Annotated in this window: 20 protein-coding genes; 8 read left to right on the forward strand and 12 right to left on the reverse strand. The window is 58.0% G+C overall.

All coding sequences use genetic code 11. The features are described 5' to 3' along the window. Nucleotides 1-124 precede the first annotated feature (124 nt). The 3 genes from AC2FIM_RS05910 to AC2FIM_RS05920 are packed head-to-tail and all read left to right on the forward strand — an operon-like array spanning nucleotide 125 to nucleotide 4,398. On the forward strand, nucleotides 125-1,771 hold the full coding sequence (locus tag AC2FIM_RS05910) for an electron transfer flavoprotein-ubiquinone oxidoreductase (protein WP_271948491.1): 1,647 nt from the start codon (nucleotides 125-127) through the stop codon (nucleotides 1,769-1,771). Nucleotides 1,772-1,778: 7 nt separating this feature from the next. Beyond that, nucleotides 1,779-3,587 (forward strand): tetratricopeptide repeat protein, encoded by a 1,809-nt coding sequence (locus AC2FIM_RS05915; protein WP_496676628.1) that lies wholly within the window; start codon nucleotides 1,779-1,781, stop codon nucleotides 3,585-3,587. Beyond that, on the forward strand, nucleotides 3,577-4,398 hold the full coding sequence (locus AC2FIM_RS05920; RefSeq protein WP_496676626.1) for a 4-(cytidine 5'-diphospho)-2-C-methyl-D-erythritol kinase: 822 nt from the start codon (nucleotides 3,577-3,579) through the stop codon (nucleotides 4,396-4,398). Before AC2FIM_RS05915 ends, AC2FIM_RS05920 begins: the two co-directional genes overlap by 11 nt. Here AC2FIM_RS05920 and AC2FIM_RS05925 read toward each other — a convergent pair. After that, entirely contained in the window at nucleotides 4,391-5,389 is a 999-nt protein-coding gene (locus tag AC2FIM_RS05925; RefSeq protein WP_271948485.1) for a polyprenyl synthetase family protein, read from the reverse strand. The two genes, AC2FIM_RS05920 and AC2FIM_RS05925, sit on opposite strands and share 8 nt — an antisense overlap. A 56-nt stretch (nucleotides 5,390-5,445) precedes the next feature. On the opposite strand from AC2FIM_RS05925, the gene AC2FIM_RS05930 reads away from it, so the two are divergent. The 3 genes from AC2FIM_RS05930 (at nucleotide 5,446) to AC2FIM_RS05940 (ending at nucleotide 6,717) form a co-directional block, all read left to right on the forward strand. Then, nucleotides 5,446-5,661, forward strand: coding sequence for a putative signal transducing protein (locus AC2FIM_RS05930; protein ID WP_496676622.1), 216 nt, complete (start codon nucleotides 5,446-5,448; stop codon nucleotides 5,659-5,661). Further along, nucleotides 5,658-6,431: a tRNA1(Val) (adenine(37)-N6)-methyltransferase gene (locus tag AC2FIM_RS05935; protein WP_496676620.1), complete on the forward strand. Its 774-nt coding sequence runs from the start codon at nucleotides 5,658-5,660 to the stop codon at nucleotides 6,429-6,431. The genes AC2FIM_RS05930 and AC2FIM_RS05935 overlap by 4 nt, the downstream gene beginning before the upstream one ends. Before the next feature lie 121 nt (nucleotides 6,432-6,552). Continuing rightward, the gene (locus AC2FIM_RS05940; protein WP_142635414.1) at nucleotides 6,553-6,717 is read left to right on the forward strand and encodes a YdcH family protein; all 165 of its coding nucleotides are present in this window, start codon (nucleotides 6,553-6,555) and stop codon (nucleotides 6,715-6,717) included. On the opposite strand, the gene yddG is transcribed toward AC2FIM_RS05940, so the two are convergent. From yddG to AC2FIM_RS05995, 11 genes are all read right to left on the reverse strand, one after another. After that, a complete protein-coding gene (yddG, locus tag AC2FIM_RS05945) occupies nucleotides 6,714-7,580 on the reverse strand; it encodes an aromatic amino acid exporter YddG (RefSeq protein WP_496676617.1) in 867 nt (288 codons plus the stop codon). The two genes, AC2FIM_RS05940 and yddG, sit on opposite strands and share 4 nt — an antisense overlap. Beyond that, on the reverse strand, nucleotides 7,577-8,524 hold the full coding sequence (locus AC2FIM_RS05950; RefSeq protein WP_496707989.1) for a transcriptional regulator GcvA: 948 nt from the start codon (nucleotides 8,522-8,524) through the stop codon (nucleotides 7,577-7,579). Before AC2FIM_RS05950 ends, yddG begins: the two co-directional genes overlap by 4 nt. Before the next feature lie 301 nt (nucleotides 8,525-8,825). After that, nucleotides 8,826-9,548: an acetoacetyl-CoA reductase gene (phbB, locus tag AC2FIM_RS05955; protein ID WP_271948478.1), complete on the reverse strand. Its 723-nt coding sequence runs from the start codon at nucleotides 9,546-9,548 to the stop codon at nucleotides 8,826-8,828. 113 nt (nucleotides 9,549-9,661) lie between these two features. Beyond that, nucleotides 9,662-10,048: a hypothetical protein gene (locus AC2FIM_RS05960; RefSeq protein ID WP_271948476.1), complete on the reverse strand. Its 387-nt coding sequence runs from the start codon at nucleotides 10,046-10,048 to the stop codon at nucleotides 9,662-9,664. 7 nt (nucleotides 10,049-10,055) lie between these two features. Next, on the reverse strand, nucleotides 10,056-11,231 hold the full coding sequence (locus AC2FIM_RS05965; RefSeq protein ID WP_142635424.1) for an acetyl-CoA C-acetyltransferase: 1,176 nt from the start codon (nucleotides 11,229-11,231) through the stop codon (nucleotides 10,056-10,058). A 179-nt stretch (nucleotides 11,232-11,410) separates the two neighbouring features. Beyond that, nucleotides 11,411-12,244, reverse strand: a complete 834-nt coding sequence (locus AC2FIM_RS05970; protein ID WP_271948473.1) for an EAL domain-containing protein — start codon at nucleotides 12,242-12,244, stop codon at nucleotides 11,411-11,413. A gap of 85 nt (nucleotides 12,245-12,329) precedes the next feature. After that, the gene (locus AC2FIM_RS05975) at nucleotides 12,330-12,518 is read right to left on the reverse strand and encodes a hypothetical protein (RefSeq protein WP_281995235.1); all 189 of its coding nucleotides are present in this window, start codon (nucleotides 12,516-12,518) and stop codon (nucleotides 12,330-12,332) included. A gap of 88 nt (nucleotides 12,519-12,606) precedes the next feature. Continuing rightward, nucleotides 12,607-13,578 (reverse strand): sterol desaturase family protein, encoded by a 972-nt coding sequence (locus AC2FIM_RS05980; RefSeq protein WP_282021645.1) that lies wholly within the window; start codon nucleotides 13,576-13,578, stop codon nucleotides 12,607-12,609. Beyond that, complete coding sequence (locus AC2FIM_RS05985; RefSeq protein WP_281972562.1) at nucleotides 13,575-13,961, reverse strand: hypothetical protein; 387 nt, start codon at nucleotides 13,959-13,961, stop codon at nucleotides 13,575-13,577. Before AC2FIM_RS05985 ends, AC2FIM_RS05980 begins: the two co-directional genes overlap by 4 nt. Nucleotides 13,962-14,078: 117 nt before the next feature. Next, a complete protein-coding gene (locus AC2FIM_RS05990) occupies nucleotides 14,079-14,444 on the reverse strand; it encodes a hypothetical protein (RefSeq protein ID WP_496676609.1) in 366 nt (121 codons plus the stop codon). 66 nt (nucleotides 14,445-14,510) lie between these two features. Then, nucleotides 14,511-15,077 carry a TlpA disulfide reductase family protein gene (locus tag AC2FIM_RS05995; protein ID WP_271948463.1) on the reverse strand — a complete coding sequence of 189 codons (567 nt, stop codon included), beginning with the start codon at nucleotides 15,075-15,077 and terminating at the stop codon, nucleotides 14,511-14,513. A 21-nt stretch (nucleotides 15,078-15,098) separates the two neighbouring features. On the opposite strand from AC2FIM_RS05995, the gene argH reads away from it, so the two are divergent. After that, a complete protein-coding gene (gene argH, locus AC2FIM_RS06000) occupies nucleotides 15,099-16,487 on the forward strand; it encodes an argininosuccinate lyase (protein ID WP_496676606.1) in 1,389 nt (462 codons plus the stop codon). Then, a complete protein-coding gene (locus tag AC2FIM_RS06005) occupies nucleotides 16,487-16,669 on the forward strand; it encodes an argininosuccinate lyase (protein ID WP_142635440.1) in 183 nt (60 codons plus the stop codon). Before argH ends, AC2FIM_RS06005 begins: the two co-directional genes overlap by 1 nt. Nucleotides 16,670-16,734 lie beyond the last annotated feature (65 nt).

The following is a 16,734-nucleotide window of genomic DNA, read 5'->3' on the forward strand; positions in this document are numbered from 1 at the left end:
CGGCATAGTTACGCCGTGTTTCGATTGACCTGTGGCTTTCCCAGCATGTAATCAGCCGTGAAACAAAATTGCGCCGACCGTGCGTTAGATGCGCCAATTCGGAAAGTTAGCGAAGGAGCCCGCAATGGCCGAGATTGAACGCGAAGCGATGGAATATGACGTGGTGATCGTGGGCGCCGGCCCCGCGGGACTGTCGGCGGCCATCCGTCTGAAACAGCTGGATGCCGATTTGAACGTCGTCGTTCTGGAAAAGGGCTCGGAGGTGGGTGCGCATATCTTGTCAGGTGCGGTGCTGGACCCGTGCGGCCTGGATGCGCTGATACCGGACTGGAAGGAAAAAGGTGCGCCGCTGAACACGCCGGTTACCGAAGATAACTTCTATATGCTGGGTGAGGCCGGAAAAATCCGCATTCCGAACTTCCCGATGCCGCCGCTGATGAACAACCACGGCAACTATATCGTGTCGATGGGCAATGTCTGCCGCTGGATGGCTGAACAGGCCGAAGAGCTGGGCGTGGAAATCTTCCCTGGCATGGCCTGTTCCGAGCTGGTCTATGGCGACAATGGTGAAGTCAAAGGCGTTGTTGCCGGTGTCTTCGGCCTTGAGGCCGATGGCTCCTACGGCCCGAACACCGAGCCGGGCATGGAGCTGCACGGCAAATATGTCTTCTTGTCCGAAGGTGTGCGCGGGTCGCTGTCCAAGGAAGTGATCGCGAAATACGATCTGCAAGCCGGAAAAGAAGTCCAGAAATACGGCGTCGGCATGAAAGAGATCTGGGAGATCGACCCGGCCAAGCACAAGGAAGGCACCGTCACCCATACGATGGGCTGGCCCCTGGGCAGCAACGCGGGCGGCGGGTCGTTCATCTATCACCTGGAAAACAATCAGGTCTATGTCGGGTTTGTGGTTCACCTGAATTACAAGAACCCGCACCTGTACCCCTATATGGAATTCCAGCGCTTTAAGCATCATCCGATGGTGGCCGAGCTGCTGAAAGGCGGCAAGCGCGTGGCTTATGGCGCTCGTGCGATTACTGAGGGTGGATATCAATCGATGCCCAAGCTGGTCGCGCCAGGCGTGGCGCTGCTGGGCTGTTCGGCGGGCATGGTCAATGTGCCGCGCATCAAGGGCAACCACAACGCGATGCTGTCTGGCAAAGCTGCGGCCGAGGCGGCATTTGATGCCATCAAAGCCGAGCGTTCGGGCGATGAATTGACTGTCTATGAAGCAGATGTTCGCGAAGGTGCCATCGGAAAAGACCTCAAGAAAGTGCGCAACGTCAAACCGATGTGGTCGAAGTGGGGTCTGATGCCCTCGCTGGCGCTGGGCGGTTTGGACATGTGGACCAACACTCTGGGCTTTTCGCTGTTTGGCACTCTGGGCCACGGCAAGAACGACGCGGAATCGACTGAAGAAGCCAGTAAACATAAACCGATCGACTATCCAAAGCCGGATGGCACGCTGTCCTTCGACCGCCTGACCAACGTCTCGTTCGCGATGACGAACCACGAGGAAAGTCAGCCTTGCCATCTAAAACTGTCGGACCCGGCGATTCCGGTCAGTGTCAATCTGCCCGAATTCGACGAACCGGCACAGCGCTATTGCCCGGCGGGGGTGTATGAGATGGTCGAGGATGAAAATGGTCCGCGATTCGTGATCAACTTTCAGAACTGCGTTCACTGCAAGACCTGCGACATCAAAGATCCCAGCCAGAATATCACCTGGACCACGCCGCAGGGAGGGGATGGTCCGAACTATCCCAATATGTAAGCGAAAAATGGGCAATGGCGGCGTCGTGAAGGCTCTGCCATTGCCTCTTTCTGGTCAAAGCCCTAGCTTATTGCGCAACCGACAATCGCAAGGCAGGAATTTGGTGACTTTTCTCATTCGTCGCACAGCGCTGGCTGTGCTGTTTACCACGTCATTCGCCATTCCGGCTTATGCCGACACTGGGTTCGGTGCGTATCTTGCCGGGCGTCAGGCGATTTTTCAGGACGACTATACGGCGGCTGAGAAATACTTTGCGCAAGCATTGCGCGCAGATCCTCAAAACGACCGGTTGCTGGAGAATGTCGTCGTTGCGCGCTTGTCGCTGGGCGAGGTTAAGCGAGCTTTGCCGATTGCCCAAACCATCGAAGAGTTAGGCCTGCCCAACCAGCCCGCGAAAATGGCGATTGCCGCTAATCTGGTGGCTGAAGGCAAGCTGGATGAACTGCTGGCCCGCGACCCCGAAACGCAAGGCGTCGGGCCGCTGGTTGACGGGTTAATATTGGGCTGGGCCCATATGGGCCAGGGTGCGATGACCAGCGCGCTGGAGCAGTTTGACCAAGTTGCAGCGCAGGAAGGTCTGCGCGAGTTCGCGCTTTACCACAAAGCTTTGGCACTGGCCTCAGTCGGAGACTTTGAAGGCGCCGAGGCAGTCTTTGCGGCCGATAACGGTGTTGTGGCGCGATTTACCCGCCGCGCAGCGCTGGCACGGACCGAGGTTCTGTCGCAGCTGGACCGCAATGAGGATGCGCTGCAGTTTCTGGATGACGTGTTCGAGTCCGGCTCTGATCCCTCGATTGAAGGGTACGAATCGCGTCTGAGCGCTGGCGAAACGCTGCCCTTTACTCATGTCCGCACATCGCAGGACGGTATCGCAGAAGTGTTCTTTTCCGTGGGAGCCGCGCTCAGCAGTGAGGCGGCTGAGAATTACGTCCTGCTTTATGCGCAGGTCGCAGCCTTTCTGCGCCCGGATCACGTGGACGCAATCTTGTTGAGTGCCGAACTTTTGGACGAGTTGGAGCAATACGATCTTGCCGTCGAGGCCTATCGCAAAGTGCCCGCGAGCAGCAGTGACTATCACGCTGCTGAACTGGGCCGGGCCGAGGTGCTTGTCACGGCAGGCAAAACCGATGCGGCGGAAGAAGTCTTGCAGACCCTTGCGACGCAGAGACCGGATCTGCCAAGTGTTCACGTGGCGCTGGCTGATTTGCAAAGACGTGAAGAAAACTATGCTGCGGCTGTCGAAACCTATAGCACAGCGATTGAATTGATTGATGCTGATGGTGGCGGCAACTGGTTCCTGCACTACGCCCGTGGTATCTCGTACGAGCGACTAAAGCAGTGGGACAATGCTGAGGCCGATTTCCGCCGTGCGCTAGAACTTAACCCCGACCAACCGCAGGTCCTGAATTATCTGGGTTATTCGCTTGTAGAACGGCGCGAAAATCTGGACGAAGCGCTTGGCATGATCGAACGCGCCGTCGCCGCACGCCCTGGTAGCGGCTATATCGTCGACAGCTTGGGATGGGTTCTGTTTCGACTGGGCCGCTATGAAGAGGCGGTCGAGCATATGGAGCGTGCCGTCGAGCTGATGCCGGTAGACCCAGTGGTGAATGATCACCTGGGTGACGTTTACTGGGCCGTGGGCCGCGCACGCGAAGCCGAGTTCCAGTGGAAGCGGGCATTGTCTTTCATTGACCTCGAAGACGCCGATGGTGAGGCCGACCCCGAGCGTATTCGCCGCAAGATCGAGGTCGGGCTGGACGAGGTTCTGATCGAAGAAGGTGCCGCGCCGCTGAAGATCGCCAATGAAGGCTAAGGCTTTCGCGCCCGCCAAGATCAACCTTACCTTGCACGTCACCGGCCAGCGCGTGGACGGCTATCACCTGTTGGATTCGCTCGTGGTGTTTGCCGATCTGGGCGATACGCTGCATTTCACCGCAGGTGAGGCGCTGTCGATCTCTGTCACCGGCGAACATGCGGTGGGTGTGCCAAGCGATAGTCGCAATCTGGTGTGGAAAGCCGCCGAGGCTGCAGGCTGGACTGGGCATATTGACCTGAACAAAGTGCTGCCGCATGGGGGCGGGATCGGAGGCGGTTCTTCCGATGCCGCCGCAACTTTGCGGATGATAGAAGATGAGGGTGGAGCTATCCCGCCGGGAACTGCGCTGCGCCTAGGGGCGGATGTTCCTGTTTGCACGGCGGCCAGCTCCAGCCGTATGCGCGGCATCGGAGAACGTTTGGACCCTGTCACGCTCCCGCATCTACCGGCCTTGTTGGTCAACCCGGGCGTAGAGGTTCCAACCCCTGCTATTTTCGCGGCTTTGCAATGCAGGGAAAACCCGCCCATGGCAGAGGATATCCCGGTATTTGAGGGGCCTCAGGATTGTGCCGAATGGCTGGGGAAACAGCGAAACGACCTGGAAGGTCCAACCACATCGCTGGCCCCCGAAGTCGCGCAGGTGCTGGACGCACTAAAGGATACAAAAAAGACGCTGTTGTCGCGCATGTCAGGGTCAGGATCGACCTGCTTCGCACTGTACCCCACGATGAAGGCCGCCCATTTCGCCGCCTATGAGATCGGCGCAGCCCATCCCGATTGGTGGTGCCGGGCGGTGCAGCTTAACTAAGGCGCGCGACTACGAAATCGGCGAGGTCACTCAGCAGGGTACGGATCTCATGATCGGGTAGGATGGTCAGCGACGCCTTGGCCTTATTGGCCCAGCCAAGCGCATCTTTGCGCGTCGCAGCAAGCGTACCGTATTTGCCCATAAGACCAAGAGCGGTTTCGAGATCACCGCTTTCCTGACGACCCTTACCTATGGTGCGCTGCCAAAACGCGCGTTCTTCAGGCGTGGCCTGCGCCACGGCCTTGATCACCGGCAGCGTCAGCTTACGCTCGCGGAAGTCGTCGCCGACATTCTTGCCGGTCGCTTTGCTGTCGCCCTGATAATCCAGCAGGTCATCAGCGATCTGGAAGGCAATCCCCAGCGCATCGCCATAATCGAAGAGCGCCTTGACCTGGGCTTCTGACGCTTGGGCGATGACCCCGCCCACCTCGGTTGCGGCTGAGAACAAGGCTGCGGTCTTGCCGCGCACAACCTGAAGATAGATGGCCTCATCCGTGCCCAGATCGGTTGCAGCAGTCATCTGAAGCACTTCGCCCTCGGCGATCGTGGCAGACGCATTGGCAAGGATGTCCAGAACCCTAAGAGACCCGGTCTCGACCATAAGCTGGAAGCTGCGTGAGAACAGGTAATCCCCAACCAGAACGCTGGACTTGTTGTCCCAAAGCAGATTCGCTGTTGGCCGTCCGCGCCTTTGTGCGCTTTCGTCAACAACATCGTCATGCAACAGGGTCGCGGTGTGGATGAACTCAACCGTTGCCGCCAGACGCAAATGATGGTCCCCGGCATAGTCGAACAGCCGCGCCGCGGCCAGTGTCAGCATCGGACGCAGGCGCTTGCCACCCGCTTCGACCAAATGTGCGGTGACTTCGGGAATGCGAGGCGCGTGTTCTGAGGCCATGCGCGTGCGTATCAGGTCATTGACCGCGTCCATTTCACCCGAAAGAATCTCGGCCAGCCGCTCATGCGGTTTTGAGACTGTGCTGATGTTCATCACACTCCTGATACAAGGCTCGACTTCCGCCTCACCTTGCCCTTACATCCATCCCCATGAAAGAACTTTTGCGCAGCACTGATCCGACGATCCTGGCCTTTGCATCCGCCCTACTTCAGGGCGAGGATATAGACTGCTTTCAGATGGACGTAAATATGAGCATCCTAGAAGGCGGCATCGGTATTTTCCCGCGTCGCCTTATGGTGCGGGCAGATGATTTGATCCGCGCTGAACGGGTGATGCGCGACAACGAGATCCCGCTGGGCCGATGACGCAATTCACTGACCCAGAGCTAAGTTTGAACGACTTTCTGAATGGGCGCGTTCGGCTTTGGCAGCCCCTGTCCGGCTATCGCGCCGGGGTCGATCCTGTCTTGCTGGCGGCAGCGGTACCGGCCAAGGCTGGGCAATCCGTGCTGGAGCTGGGATGTGGCGCTGGTGCCGCCATCTTGTGCCTGATGGCGCGCGTGCCGGGATTGAACGCTACGGGTGTTGAGCTGCAATCGCCCTATGCCGATCTGGCCACCCGCAACGCGGATCAGAATGCGCAGGCGCTGACAGTGGTGCAGGCCGATCTGAGCAAACTGCCAACTGAGCTGAAACAACAGCAGTTCGATCATGTGATTGCGAATCCGCCCTATTACTTGGCCGGTGCCCACAGCCCTGCGGCGGACTCGGGTCGCGGAATTGCCTTGGGCGAGGATACACCGTTGCGCGATTGGTTCGATTGTGCGGCAAAGCGCCTTGCACCTCGGGGCTATCTGCACATGATCCAAAAGGCCGATCGGTTGCCAGACATGCTGTCAGCCTGTGCGGGGCGGCTTGGCTCAGTCGAGGTTCTGCCTCTGGCCGCGCGGGCAGGTCGGAAGGCTGAATTGGTGGTCCTTAGGGCCAGAAAAGGCGGTCGGTCTGCGTTTCAACTGCATGCCCCGCTGATTTTGCACAAGGGTGTGCGTCACGAAAAAGACGGCGAAAGCTATACCTCTCAGATATCGTCCGTTTTGCGCGACGGTGCTGCGCTGAACGGGTTTTCGGATCAATAGGCGCCAACCAGCCGAATTTGTCAGATTTATTATAGAATCTGTGCGTCTGCAGCGTGACAGGCTGGAAACGATGTGCTCAACTTCCTACGTTATTCAGAGACACCAATGAAGGAGTATCGCCATGAGCGTGAGCGCACATCTGACGGAACTGAAGAAGAAGCACGAAACTCTCGGTCTCGAAGTAGAACAAGCCCAGCGCGCGCCAGGCATCGACGATCTCCATATCGCTCAACTCAAGAAACAGAAGCTAAGGCTTAAGGAAGAGATAGAGCGACTTTCCAGTTAACTTTTAAGGCTGGCGCGCGCGGCTATGGCCGCGCCGCCGGTGACCAGTATGGCTGCGATTGCCAGACCCCAGGATGGGGCTGCGATCCCGGCAACCACCAAAACGACGGTAGACAACAGGGGCGCTGCATAAGACGCGGTGCCAAGAATCTGAATGTCGCCTTGTTTGACCCCGATGTCCCAGACATAGAACGCCAGACCAACAGGCCCCAGCCCAAGTGCCGCGATCGAAGCCCAGCCAAAGGCCGTGCCCGGCCAAACGGTTTCTTCGATGGCTAGATGCAGACCACCCGAGGCGATGGCGGTAAAGATGCAGAACACAGCGACAGAGCTTGTGGGGGTATCCCCAAGACGACGGGACATAACGGAATAGCCCGACCATGTCAGAGCGCACAGCAGCGCCAGCCCGTAACCGGGCAGGTGGCTGGCCTGAAATCCTGCGCCACCACCCCCGGCGATGATCACAGCGGCCCCAGCAAAGCCCAGGCAGGCTCCGATCAGGTGCCCTGCACGCAGATTCTCGCCCGGCAGGAGGCCGGAGAACAGCACAATCAGCAGCGGCCAGAGATAGGCGATCAGCCCGGCCTCGGCCGCAGGGGCCATGCGCAGAGCCGAGAAATAGAGCGCGTGATAGCCAAACAACCCGATGGTGCCGAACAGATAGGTGGTCCAACGCACGGTCCGCAGCTGCCCCAGCCCGCCATTGGCCCAGGTCCAGATCAGCCCCAGCGTCCCCCCGATCGAGAAACAGATCGTATTCAGCAAAAGCGCAGGAACGGGGGCTGAGCCGACGGTGAACAGGGCCAGAAGGGACCAGAGTAAAACGGCGACAAAACCGATAGTAGTGGCGCGGTTCCGGGTCATGCGGCTGACAGGTCCTCGACTGGAATGATGTCGAACTCATCGGATATATGTGCGGTCTTTTCAATCTCGTCCAGAAACCAATCCCGAAACGCCGCAATCTGAGGGCGGTTCTCGGCCCCCGAGAGGCACAGGAAGCGAAAGCGCCCCTTTGTTTCGATGGCGGTCTTGAAAGGTGCGACCAGCGTGCCTTCGGTCAGATCTTTCAGGATCATGGCCCGGCGGCCAAGCGCGACGCCAACGCCCGCAACAGCCGCGTCAATTGCGTGATCGGCGTTCGAAAACTCGGCACCATGGGTCGGGGTATGTGCGATGCCCACGGCCCTGAACCAGGCGGGCCAATCACTGGGTGGGGTCAGAAAGCGGATCGAGGCGTCATGGATCAACGGTGCATCCCGCAGGCTTTCCGGCGTGGTGAACTGGCGGGCGAGCTCGGGCGTCATGACCGGCGTCAGCCATTCCCGGCGCACTGGCACGGAATACAGCCCCTTATCCGCACCTTCGCCAAATCGGATGGCCACATCCACATCATCCCGTTCAAGGTCGATGATGCGTAACGTGGCCGAGAATTTCAGATCTATTTCGGGATGTGCGCGGGCAAATTCGTACAGGCGGGGCGCCAGCCATTTGGCCGTCAGGGCAGGGCCCGCTGTGACGGTCAGGCTAGTGTCGTCACCCTGTCTGCTCACGGCGCGCCATGCGGCTTGTAACGTGGCAAATCCATCCGCGGCGCCCGGGGCCAGGGTGCGCCCAGTCTCTGTCAGCTCCACCGCGCGGTTCAGGCGGTGAAACAGAGGGCGGCCCAAATGCTCCTCAAGGGATTTGATCTGAAAGGACAGGGCCGCAGGCGTTACATGCAGCTCTGCCGCGGCTTTGGCAAAAGACATGTGCCGGGCGGCGGCATCAAAGGCACGCAAAGCGGTCAAGGGCGGCAGGTAGTCGCTCATAGTATAGAAATTCTTAACTGAATGTTCAAAAAAGCTCGTTTGCGGCTTTGCCAACTAGAGTTCATATTGCTCATAAGTCAAGGAAAACTGTTTTGAACTGAGAGGCTGCCATGATTGAGATGACAACAAATCCAGCTGCACAATCGGCGATTCTGCGCGCGCATGAGGCGCGGGGCAAAGCGGTTCTGAATGTGTTGAAGTGGATTTTCGGTTCCCGCTGATCGCAGCGCGCGCGGTCTTACGGGATAAAAGAAGGGCCGGTTCTGCTTAGAACCGGCCCGCTTGCATTTTGGCAGCCAACTTAGGCGAAGAACTGAGCACCATTGGCCGAGATGGTCGATCCGTTGATGAATTGCGAGTCTTCAGAGGCCAAGAAAGCAACGCAGCGTGCGATCTCTTCCGGTTCGCCCAGTCGGCCCGCCGGAATCTGGCTGATGATGGAATCACGAACCTTCTCGGGGACAGCCATGACCATTTCGGTTGCGATATAGCCGGGGCAGATAGCGTTGGCGGTGATGCCCGCGCGCGCGCCTTCCTGCGCCAGCGACTTCACGATTCCCAGGTCACCCGCCTTGGTTGCGGCATAGTTCACCTGAGCGAACTGACCCTTTTGACCGTTGATCGAGCTGATGACGATGACACGGCCAAACTTGCGCTCACGCATGCCAGGCCAAACCGGGTGAACGGTGTTGAATACGCCGGTCAGGTTGGTGTCGATCACCTGATGCCACTGCTCGGGTGTCATTTTGTGGAATGGGGCGTCCTTGGTGATGCCGGCATTGGCAACAACGATGTCGATCGGGCCAATCTCGGCTTCGACCTTTTCGATGCCCGCTTTGGATTCGTCATAATCCGCAACGTTCCATTTGTAGGTGGCGATTCCGGTCTCGTCGGTGAAATTCGCGGCGGCTTCGTCGTTCCCCGCGTAGGTGGCTGCAACATTGTACCCTTCGGCCTTAAGCGCCTTGGAAATTGCTGCGCCAATGCCGCGGGAACCGCCGGTGACGAGTGCTGTTCGTGCCATTTAGGAATCCTCCAATTTAAGTCGTCTTGGTAATGCTGTTACTATTCCGAGCCAACCAGCGCAACAATATTGCGCAGGCAAGTTGCCGCAGCGCTGGGGTTTTTGGTTTCGCCTCAGGGTAGTGTGAGGCCACGATCTTTACCCAATGCACGGCAATAGTCGATCCAGTCCTTATTTTCGTTCAGCAGAGCCAAATTGCCAAAGCGAACGTGCCATGTCTCGGACAATCGAACCTGCGCGGACTGGATGTGTTTGTAGGGGTTCTTAATGCCTTCTATTGCGGCCTGATCACGAGCTTCCACAACGAATAACGCCGCGCTGGCAAGCACGGCGTCTGTGGTTGTTTGGTCCTTGTTCCGGCGTGCTCTCAGCTCGGCCTGCTCTGTAAAGATGACGCTGCACTCCGTCAGGCTGGTCGAAAGCGGTTGACGGTTCTGTGCGTCTGCGGCCCCTGCAAAGCAAATCACAAGGGCCGAAATAAGAGTGGGCCGAGAAGGCATTGTTAGATCAGTCGCGCTCGACACATAGGGCGACGCCCATGCCGCCACCGATGCACAGAGTCGCCAGACCTTTTTTCGCGTCCCGCCGCTTCATTTCGAACAACAGAGTGTTCAGAACGCGGCAGCCCGAGGCGCCGATCGGGTGACCGATGGCAATGGCGCCGCCATTGACGTTCACGATGGACGGGTCCCAGCCCATGTCTTTGTTCACTGCACAAGCTTGTGCGGCAAAGGCTTCGTTGGCTTCGATCAGATCCAGATCGTCAACCGACCAGCCCGCCTTTTCCAGCGCCTTGCGCGAGGCATAGATCGGGCCGACGCCCATAATCGACGGGTCCAGACCAGCGGTAGCATAAGATGCAATCCGCGCCAGAGGCTCAATCCCGCGCTTTTCGGCATTTGCCGCCGACATCAGCAGGGTCGCAGCCGCGCCGTCGTTCAGGCCCGAGGCATTGGCGGCGGTGACCGATCCGTCCTTAGCAAAAGCCGGGCGCAGTTTGGCCATGGCTTCCATGGTTGCGCCGTGGCGGATGTATTCGTCCTTGTCCATCACGATGTCACCCTTGCGGGTCTTGATGGTAAAGGGGGTGATCTCATCGGCGAATTTGCCTGCCTTCTGCGCAGCTTCGGCCTTGTTCTGGCTTGCGACGGCGAATTCATCCTGCATATCGCGGCTGATCTGCCACTTTTCAGCAACGTTTTCGGCGGTTTGACCCATGTGATACCCGTTGAACGCATCCCACAGTCCATCGCGGATCATTGTGTCGATATACTTCATGTCGCCCATCTTTTGTCCGGCGCGCAGAGCGGCGGCATGGGGCGACAGGGTCATGTTCTCTTGTCCGCCAGCAGCGACGATATCAGCATCGCCCAGTTGGATATGCTGTGCGCCCAGTGCCACGGCGCGCAGGCCGGATCCGCAGACCTGGTTGATGCCCCAGGCCGCGCTTTCTTGCGGCAGACCGGCGTTGATATGTGCCTGACGCGCCGGGTTCTGACCCTGGGCTGCGGTCAGAACCTGACCCAAAATTGTCTCGCTGACTTCGCCTTTTTCGATTCCGGCGCGTTCGACAACGGCTTCAAGAACGGCTGTGCCCAAATCATGGGCTGCGGTGTTCGCAAACGAACCACCAAAGCTGCCGACGCCTGTACGTGCGGCGGATGCGATAACTACATTGGTCATTATGATCAGTCCTTTACCGTCATGGTCCGGCGGAATGTCTGACGGCGCAGGTCGAGAGGTTCCCCCCGCAACAAGAGCGCCCCGTAATCCCCCGCTCAAGTACCACTGCAATAGCGCAATGCTGCATTTGCAGCAACGGGCAGCTTGTCTCAGGACCCAAGGTCCCTAGTTTTTTGGGGTTAACCCGCCGATTTCTGTTCGTTTTCCGTTTTCCAGGGCGCAGAAACCGTAGGTGCGCCGAACAGAAATCCTTGCAGACAATCGACGCCATTGGCCACCAAAAACTCAGCATCCGCCTTGGTTTCGACCGATTCGGCCGTGACCAGAATCTCAAATTCCCTTGCTACTGCGATCAGGGCACGAACCAGCGCCTGATTATCCGGGTTTTCACTGATGCCGCGGATGAACTGGCCATCAATCTTGGCGGCATCAAAAAGAAACTCGCGGAAATGGCGGAAGCAGAAATTGCTGGCCCCAAAATCATCCAGCGCAAATGCAACGCCACGTGGTTGCAACCGGTCCATGAAATCGACCACGAGTTCCGGCACGGTCATGGCCGAACTTTCGGAAATTTCAAGGATCAGCCTTTCACCGATACTGGCATCTTTTTTCATGAACCGGTCAAGAACACGCGACCAACGTCCATATCCGATCGACCGTGCGGACATATTGATCGACATGCGGATGTCCGGGGTGCGTGCCAATGTGCGCAGGCCCATTTCAAGCGCGATGCAGTCCAATTCGCGGCCAATCGGGGTGTTTTCAAGCTGAGGCATAAACTCGCGTGCCGGGATGACACGACCGGTTTCGTCCAGCACCCGGATGAAGCCCTCGTAGAAGGCGATACCATGTGGCGCGTTAGCCTGCATGACCGGTTGAAAGGCCAGTTTGCACTGTTTGTGTTTGACAGCATCCGTAGCCATCTGGATCGTTGAGTTGTCGCGCGACAGCACAGCCGCGTTTAACGGGCTGTCTGATCCTTCGGGTAAATCTGCCAGTTTCCTGTCCCGCATGATCGAAATCGCTTCCCTACCGTCGTCGGTCAGGATCCAATTTCAGGGCAAAGATGTGAATCTGCGGTTAATGGAAATGAAAATGTCAGCGGGCTGCGTCCAGAACACGTCCCAGAGATCTCGCGGCACCAATAACTGCACCCGTAAAACCCAGCACCATCATGGCCAGTCCAAACGCGATCAGCGTTGCGGTCCCGGCGGCCAGCGCTGTCAGCATTGCGACAAGCAGGCCTATCAGTCCTAAAACTGTGGAAAATGTTGTCCAACGGGTCATGATAATCTCCGGTCACTCGTAATGCACATCGTTTGGATATGTGCAGGCTAAGCTAATTTTCAAGAAAATCAGCACATGACCGGCGGATTCAAGCTTGTTTTGCTTCGGATTTGTGCGTTTCGGTCTCAAAATGCTCAAATCCAGGCGTCCCTCGATCCCTGGGGTTGCGCGAGATATGCTTGGCTTTGATCTGCTCCGAGCTATCCCGGCTGCCGTCATGGCTGTAACCGGGTGGGGCAAAGCAATAGGCCAACCGCTGGCGCAAAGTTAGCCCCGATTGCGTGGCATCCTGCCAGATTCCGACCCATTCGTGAAAAGCGACGCGCAACGGGTTGAAGGTTCCGATATTGTGAACCAACCCATAGTCGACCTTGTCATCGACCTGCTCTGGCACAAAGGTGCCGAACATCTTGTCCCAGATGATGAACACGCCAGCATAGTTGCAATCCAGATAGCGCGCGTTGCGGCCATGATGGGCGCGGTGGTGGCTGGGGGTGTTCATAACCGCCTCGAACCAGCGGGGCATCTTGCCGATGGCCTCGGTGTGAATCCAGAACTGATAGATCAGGTTCAGACCGCCGACAAACAGAACCATTGCCGGATGAAACCCCAGCAGGATCAACGGCGCGCGCACGACCATCATGAAGGTGAATGTATAAGTCCAGGTCTGACGTAACGCCGTGGTCAGGTTGTAATGCTGAGAGCTATGATGGTTCACATGGCTGGCCCAGACCCAACGGATGCGGTGCCCGAACCGATGCACCCAATAGTACCGCAAATCGTCCAGAAAAAAGCACAGGATAATCACCGGGATCGAGGTGCCCAGGTTCAGCGGCGTAATCTGCCACAACCACATAAAGAACCCGTAGGCGATGAAACCGAGCAGAAACCCCGAGGCAATATTGCCCGCGCCCATGATCAGCGAGGTGACCGCATCCCGCGTTTCATAGCGCCCGCCCCGGCCTTTGAAAGCGATCCAGACGAACTCGGCCAGAATTGCGGCGATAAAGAACGGGACTGCCCATTGCACGGCATCGGGAAAGGAAATCTGGTCGGTCATGCGGGCTCCATCAGGTGTCGCCAGTGGGCGCGTTCGATGTCATCGAGGTGGATGCGGGTTGAGGGGGTTCCGAAATCATGAAACTGAACTTCGAATCCGTCCGGATGCTCGATCCAGTCATAATCCTGCAGGTGGCGAGCCACGGTATCCGCGCCGAACGACCACAAAAGGCCAGAACCGGTTGTGGTTCGGATCAGCGCGGAACGTTCGTCATGCGCTACGGTTACATCTGCGATCACGTCATCGGGGAAATGGCGCGACCATTGCGCGCGGGCCAGATCAGGCGTCAGGGCGAACTGCCGCGAACGGCCCGTCAGATGCAGCAGAATAGTAATTCCGCCGATCCCCCCAACGACCAGAACCAACAATATCTCAAGCGGCATGACATCCTCCTGACCGACAAACTGCAAAGCAGATGCGCGGCTGTCAAAGGTGGCGTCGCGTAAGCTGGAATTGGACCTGTGGCACCGGTTGGGAATCACGGCGCCTTTGTAAAGAGGTCAGTTGGTAATCGTATAGGTCCCCCCGGAATCACCCTTGCCCTTGTTGCGGGTAAAGGTCACCTGGTTCCCTTCTATCGTTACTTTCTGGCAATCCTGCGGGATCTGATTTCCGCCAACAACAAGCGTTCGGCACCAAAACCTTTTGTTCCAGGCCCATGCGCCCGAGAATTTGACCTTGTCGCTGGTTTGCCCGGAAATCTTCCCGTCGGGTGAAATAAGCACCCAGGTGCCGCCATTCACCAGTTTCTTACTGGCAACAGCATTCAGAAAATCTTGTTCTTTCTTGATGTCTTTGGCCTCGGCAACCAATGCCGAGCCCAAAACCAGACAGGCAGCAATGGCCAGAGTGAATACGTTCTTCATAAAGAAAGCCTCCTCGTTACAACGACGGGGAAGCTATCATAAATTCAGGACTTCAGGAAAACGACCTTAGCTTTCTTCCGCGACCAGTGCCGCAATGATCGCCTTGGCACTGTCTGAATTCCACTCGGCATCCCCGATCAGGCGGGCGACTTCATTGCCATCGGGGTCAAGAATGACCGTGATTGGCAGGGCAATGACACCGAACTCACGTGCCACAGCCGAGCCCGGATCTTGATGGCGCGGCAGGTTCTCGATGTTGTTTTCCTCGAAAAACTTCTTGATCCCCGCGGGTGAGTTGCGCCCGGTGGCCAATGTCAGGACTTCGAATTTGTCACCCCCGAATTCCGCCTGCAACTCGGCGATCTGAGGCATTTCCTTGCGGCACGGTGCGCACCATGTGGCCCAAAAGTTCAGCAGAACGTATTTGCCCTGATAGTCGGCAAGCGTTGCGGTGCCACCGTCATCTTCCAACTGAAATTCGACCAAGGTGTGCGGTTTGGGCTCTTTGTGCAGGATCAACCGCTTCAGGGTGCCTTCGCGCAGCGGACCCAGAGTTTCCGCATCTGTGGCCAAAGCCGCGTTTGCACCTAGCGCAAGGGCCATATAAAGGGGGATCAGACGAAATAGGCGCATATCAACTCCGGGTTTTCTTACATGACCGATCAATCTTCGAACCAGATGTGGGGCGGCCGCTTTGCCGCCGGTCCAGACGCGATCATGGAGGCAATCAATGCCTCGATCGGGTTCGATCAGCGGATGGCAGCCCAGGACATTGCAGGCTCGCGCGCCCATGCCGCCATGTTGGCTGCCACGGGCGTTATAACTGATAGTGATGCTGAGGCCATTCGGGAAGGGCTGCTCACCGTATTGTCAGAAATTCAGAGCGGGGCGTTCCAGTTCTCGACCGCGCTGGAAGACATCCACATGAATGTCGAGGCACGGCTGAAAGAGGTCATTGGCGAACCTGCGGGCCGTTTGCACACAGGCCGGTCGCGCAATGATCAGGTGGCAACCGATTTTAAACTGTGGGTGCGTGATCAGTTCGATGCCGCCGATACCGGTCTGCTAGCCCTGATCCGCGCGCTTTTGGCGCAGGCAGAGGCCGGGGCGGACTGGGTCATGCCGGGCTTTACGCATCTGCAAACCGCCCAGCCTGTGACCTGGGGTCATCACATGATGGCTTATGTCGAAATGTTCGGGCGTGATCTGTCCCGCGTCCGCGATGCCCGCGCGCGGATGAACGAATCCCCACTGGGGGCTGCCGCGCTGGCTGGAACCTCGTTCCCTATTGATCGGGTCATGACCGCCGAGGCGCTGGGCTTTGACCGTCCCGCTGCCAATTCGCTGGACGCTGTCAGTGACCGCGATTTTGCGCTGGAATTTCTGTCAACTGCTTCGATCTGTGCAATGCACCTGTCGCGCTTTGCCGAAGAACTGGTGATCTGGTCTTCTGCCCAGTTCCGCTTTGTCACCCTGTCTGACCGTTTTTCGACTGGCTCGTCTATCATGCCGCAAAAGAAGAACCCGGATGCGGCAGAACTGATCCGTGCCAAGGTCGGGCGCATTTATGGCGCCAACACCGCGCTGATGATGGTGATGAAGGGCTTGCCTCTGGCCTATTCCAAGGACATGCAGGAAGACAAGGAACAGGTTTTTGACGCTGCCGATAACTGGATGCTGGCGCTGGCAGCGATGGAAGGCATGGTCAAGGACATGACCGCCAACCGCAACAGCCTGGCTGCGGCTGCAGGGTCGGGTTTTTCGACCGCGACTGATCTGGCCGACTGGCTGGTGCGCGTTCTGGGCCTGCCGTTCCGCGATGCCCATCACGTCACCGGATCGCTGGTTGCGATGGCCGAGAGCAAGGGCTGCGATCTGCCGGACCTGACGCTTGCGGATATGCAAACAGTGCATGCGCAGATCACCGATGACGTCTTTTCTGTCCTTACGGTGCAAAATTCGGTAAACTCGCGCCAGTCTTACGGCGGCACGGCACCGGATCAGGTGCGGGCTCAGGTCAAGCGATGGAAGGCGTTGGTGTAATGCGAATTCTGACTGCGGCTCTGTTGATGCTGGCAGGGGTAACCCTGGCCGGATGCGGTGCGGATGGCGAACCGATCCAACCAACGATGAGCGCCAATATAGGCGTCGGCACCAGCGGCGCCTATGTCGGGGGCGGCGTTGGCCTGCAACGCGGCCCCCTGAGCGTTTTTCTCGGGCGGTAGTGTTTCCCGAGTTGCAGTTTCAGGACTCAGATCCCATTTCAGACCGATCAATGGCGCTTGGCCGT

Source organism: Ruegeria sp. CDSC052 (genome assembly GCF_059610685.1).

Coding starts and splice junctions, on each gene's coding strand:
- AC2FIM_RS05910 (WP_271948491.1), top strand. CDS start 125: ATGGCCGAGATTGAACGCGAAGCGATGGAATATGACGTGGTGATCGTG.
- AC2FIM_RS05915 (WP_496676628.1), top strand. CDS start 1,779: ATGGGCAATGGCGGCGTCGTGAAGGCTCTGCCATTGCCTCTTTCTGGT.
- AC2FIM_RS05920 (WP_496676626.1), top strand. CDS start 3,577: ATGAAGGCTAAGGCTTTCGCGCCCGCCAAGATCAACCTTACCTTGCAC.
- AC2FIM_RS05925 (WP_271948485.1), bottom strand. CDS start 5,389: ATGAACATCAGCACAGTCTCAAAACCGCATGAGCGGCTGGCCGAGATT.
- AC2FIM_RS05930 (WP_496676622.1), top strand. CDS start 5,446: ATGAAAGAACTTTTGCGCAGCACTGATCCGACGATCCTGGCCTTTGCA.
- AC2FIM_RS05935 (WP_496676620.1), top strand. CDS start 5,658: ATGACGCAATTCACTGACCCAGAGCTAAGTTTGAACGACTTTCTGAAT.
- AC2FIM_RS05940 (WP_142635414.1), top strand. CDS start 6,553: ATGAGCGTGAGCGCACATCTGACGGAACTGAAGAAGAAGCACGAAACT.
- yddG (WP_496676617.1), bottom strand. CDS start 7,580: ATGACCCGGAACCGCGCCACTACTATCGGTTTTGTCGCCGTTTTACTC.
- AC2FIM_RS05950 (WP_496707989.1), bottom strand. CDS start 8,524: ATGAGCGACTACCTGCCGCCCTTGACCGCTTTGCGTGCCTTTGATGCC.
- phbB (WP_271948478.1), bottom strand. CDS start 9,548: ATGGCACGAACAGCACTCGTCACCGGCGGTTCCCGCGGCATTGGCGCA.
- AC2FIM_RS05960 (WP_271948476.1), bottom strand. CDS start 10,048: ATGCCTTCTCGGCCCACTCTTATTTCGGCCCTTGTGATTTGCTTTGCA.
- AC2FIM_RS05965 (WP_142635424.1), bottom strand. CDS start 11,231: ATGACCAATGTAGTTATCGCATCCGCCGCACGTACAGGCGTCGGCAGC.
- AC2FIM_RS05970 (WP_271948473.1), bottom strand. CDS start 12,244: ATGCGGGACAGGAAACTGGCAGATTTACCCGAAGGATCAGACAGCCCG.
- AC2FIM_RS05975 (WP_281995235.1), bottom strand. CDS start 12,518: ATGACCCGTTGGACAACATTTTCCACAGTTTTAGGACTGATAGGCCTG.
- AC2FIM_RS05980 (WP_282021645.1), bottom strand. CDS start 13,578: ATGACCGACCAGATTTCCTTTCCCGATGCCGTGCAATGGGCAGTCCCG.
- AC2FIM_RS05985 (WP_281972562.1), bottom strand. CDS start 13,961: ATGCCGCTTGAGATATTGTTGGTTCTGGTCGTTGGGGGGATCGGCGGA.
- AC2FIM_RS05990 (WP_496676609.1), bottom strand. CDS start 14,444: ATGAAGAACGTATTCACTCTGGCCATTGCTGCCTGTCTGGTTTTGGGC.
- AC2FIM_RS05995 (WP_271948463.1), bottom strand. CDS start 15,077: ATGCGCCTATTTCGTCTGATCCCCCTTTATATGGCCCTTGCGCTAGGT.
- argH (WP_496676606.1), top strand. CDS start 15,099: ATGACCGATCAATCTTCGAACCAGATGTGGGGCGGCCGCTTTGCCGCC.
- AC2FIM_RS06005 (WP_142635440.1), top strand. CDS start 16,487: ATGCGAATTCTGACTGCGGCTCTGTTGATGCTGGCAGGGGTAACCCTG.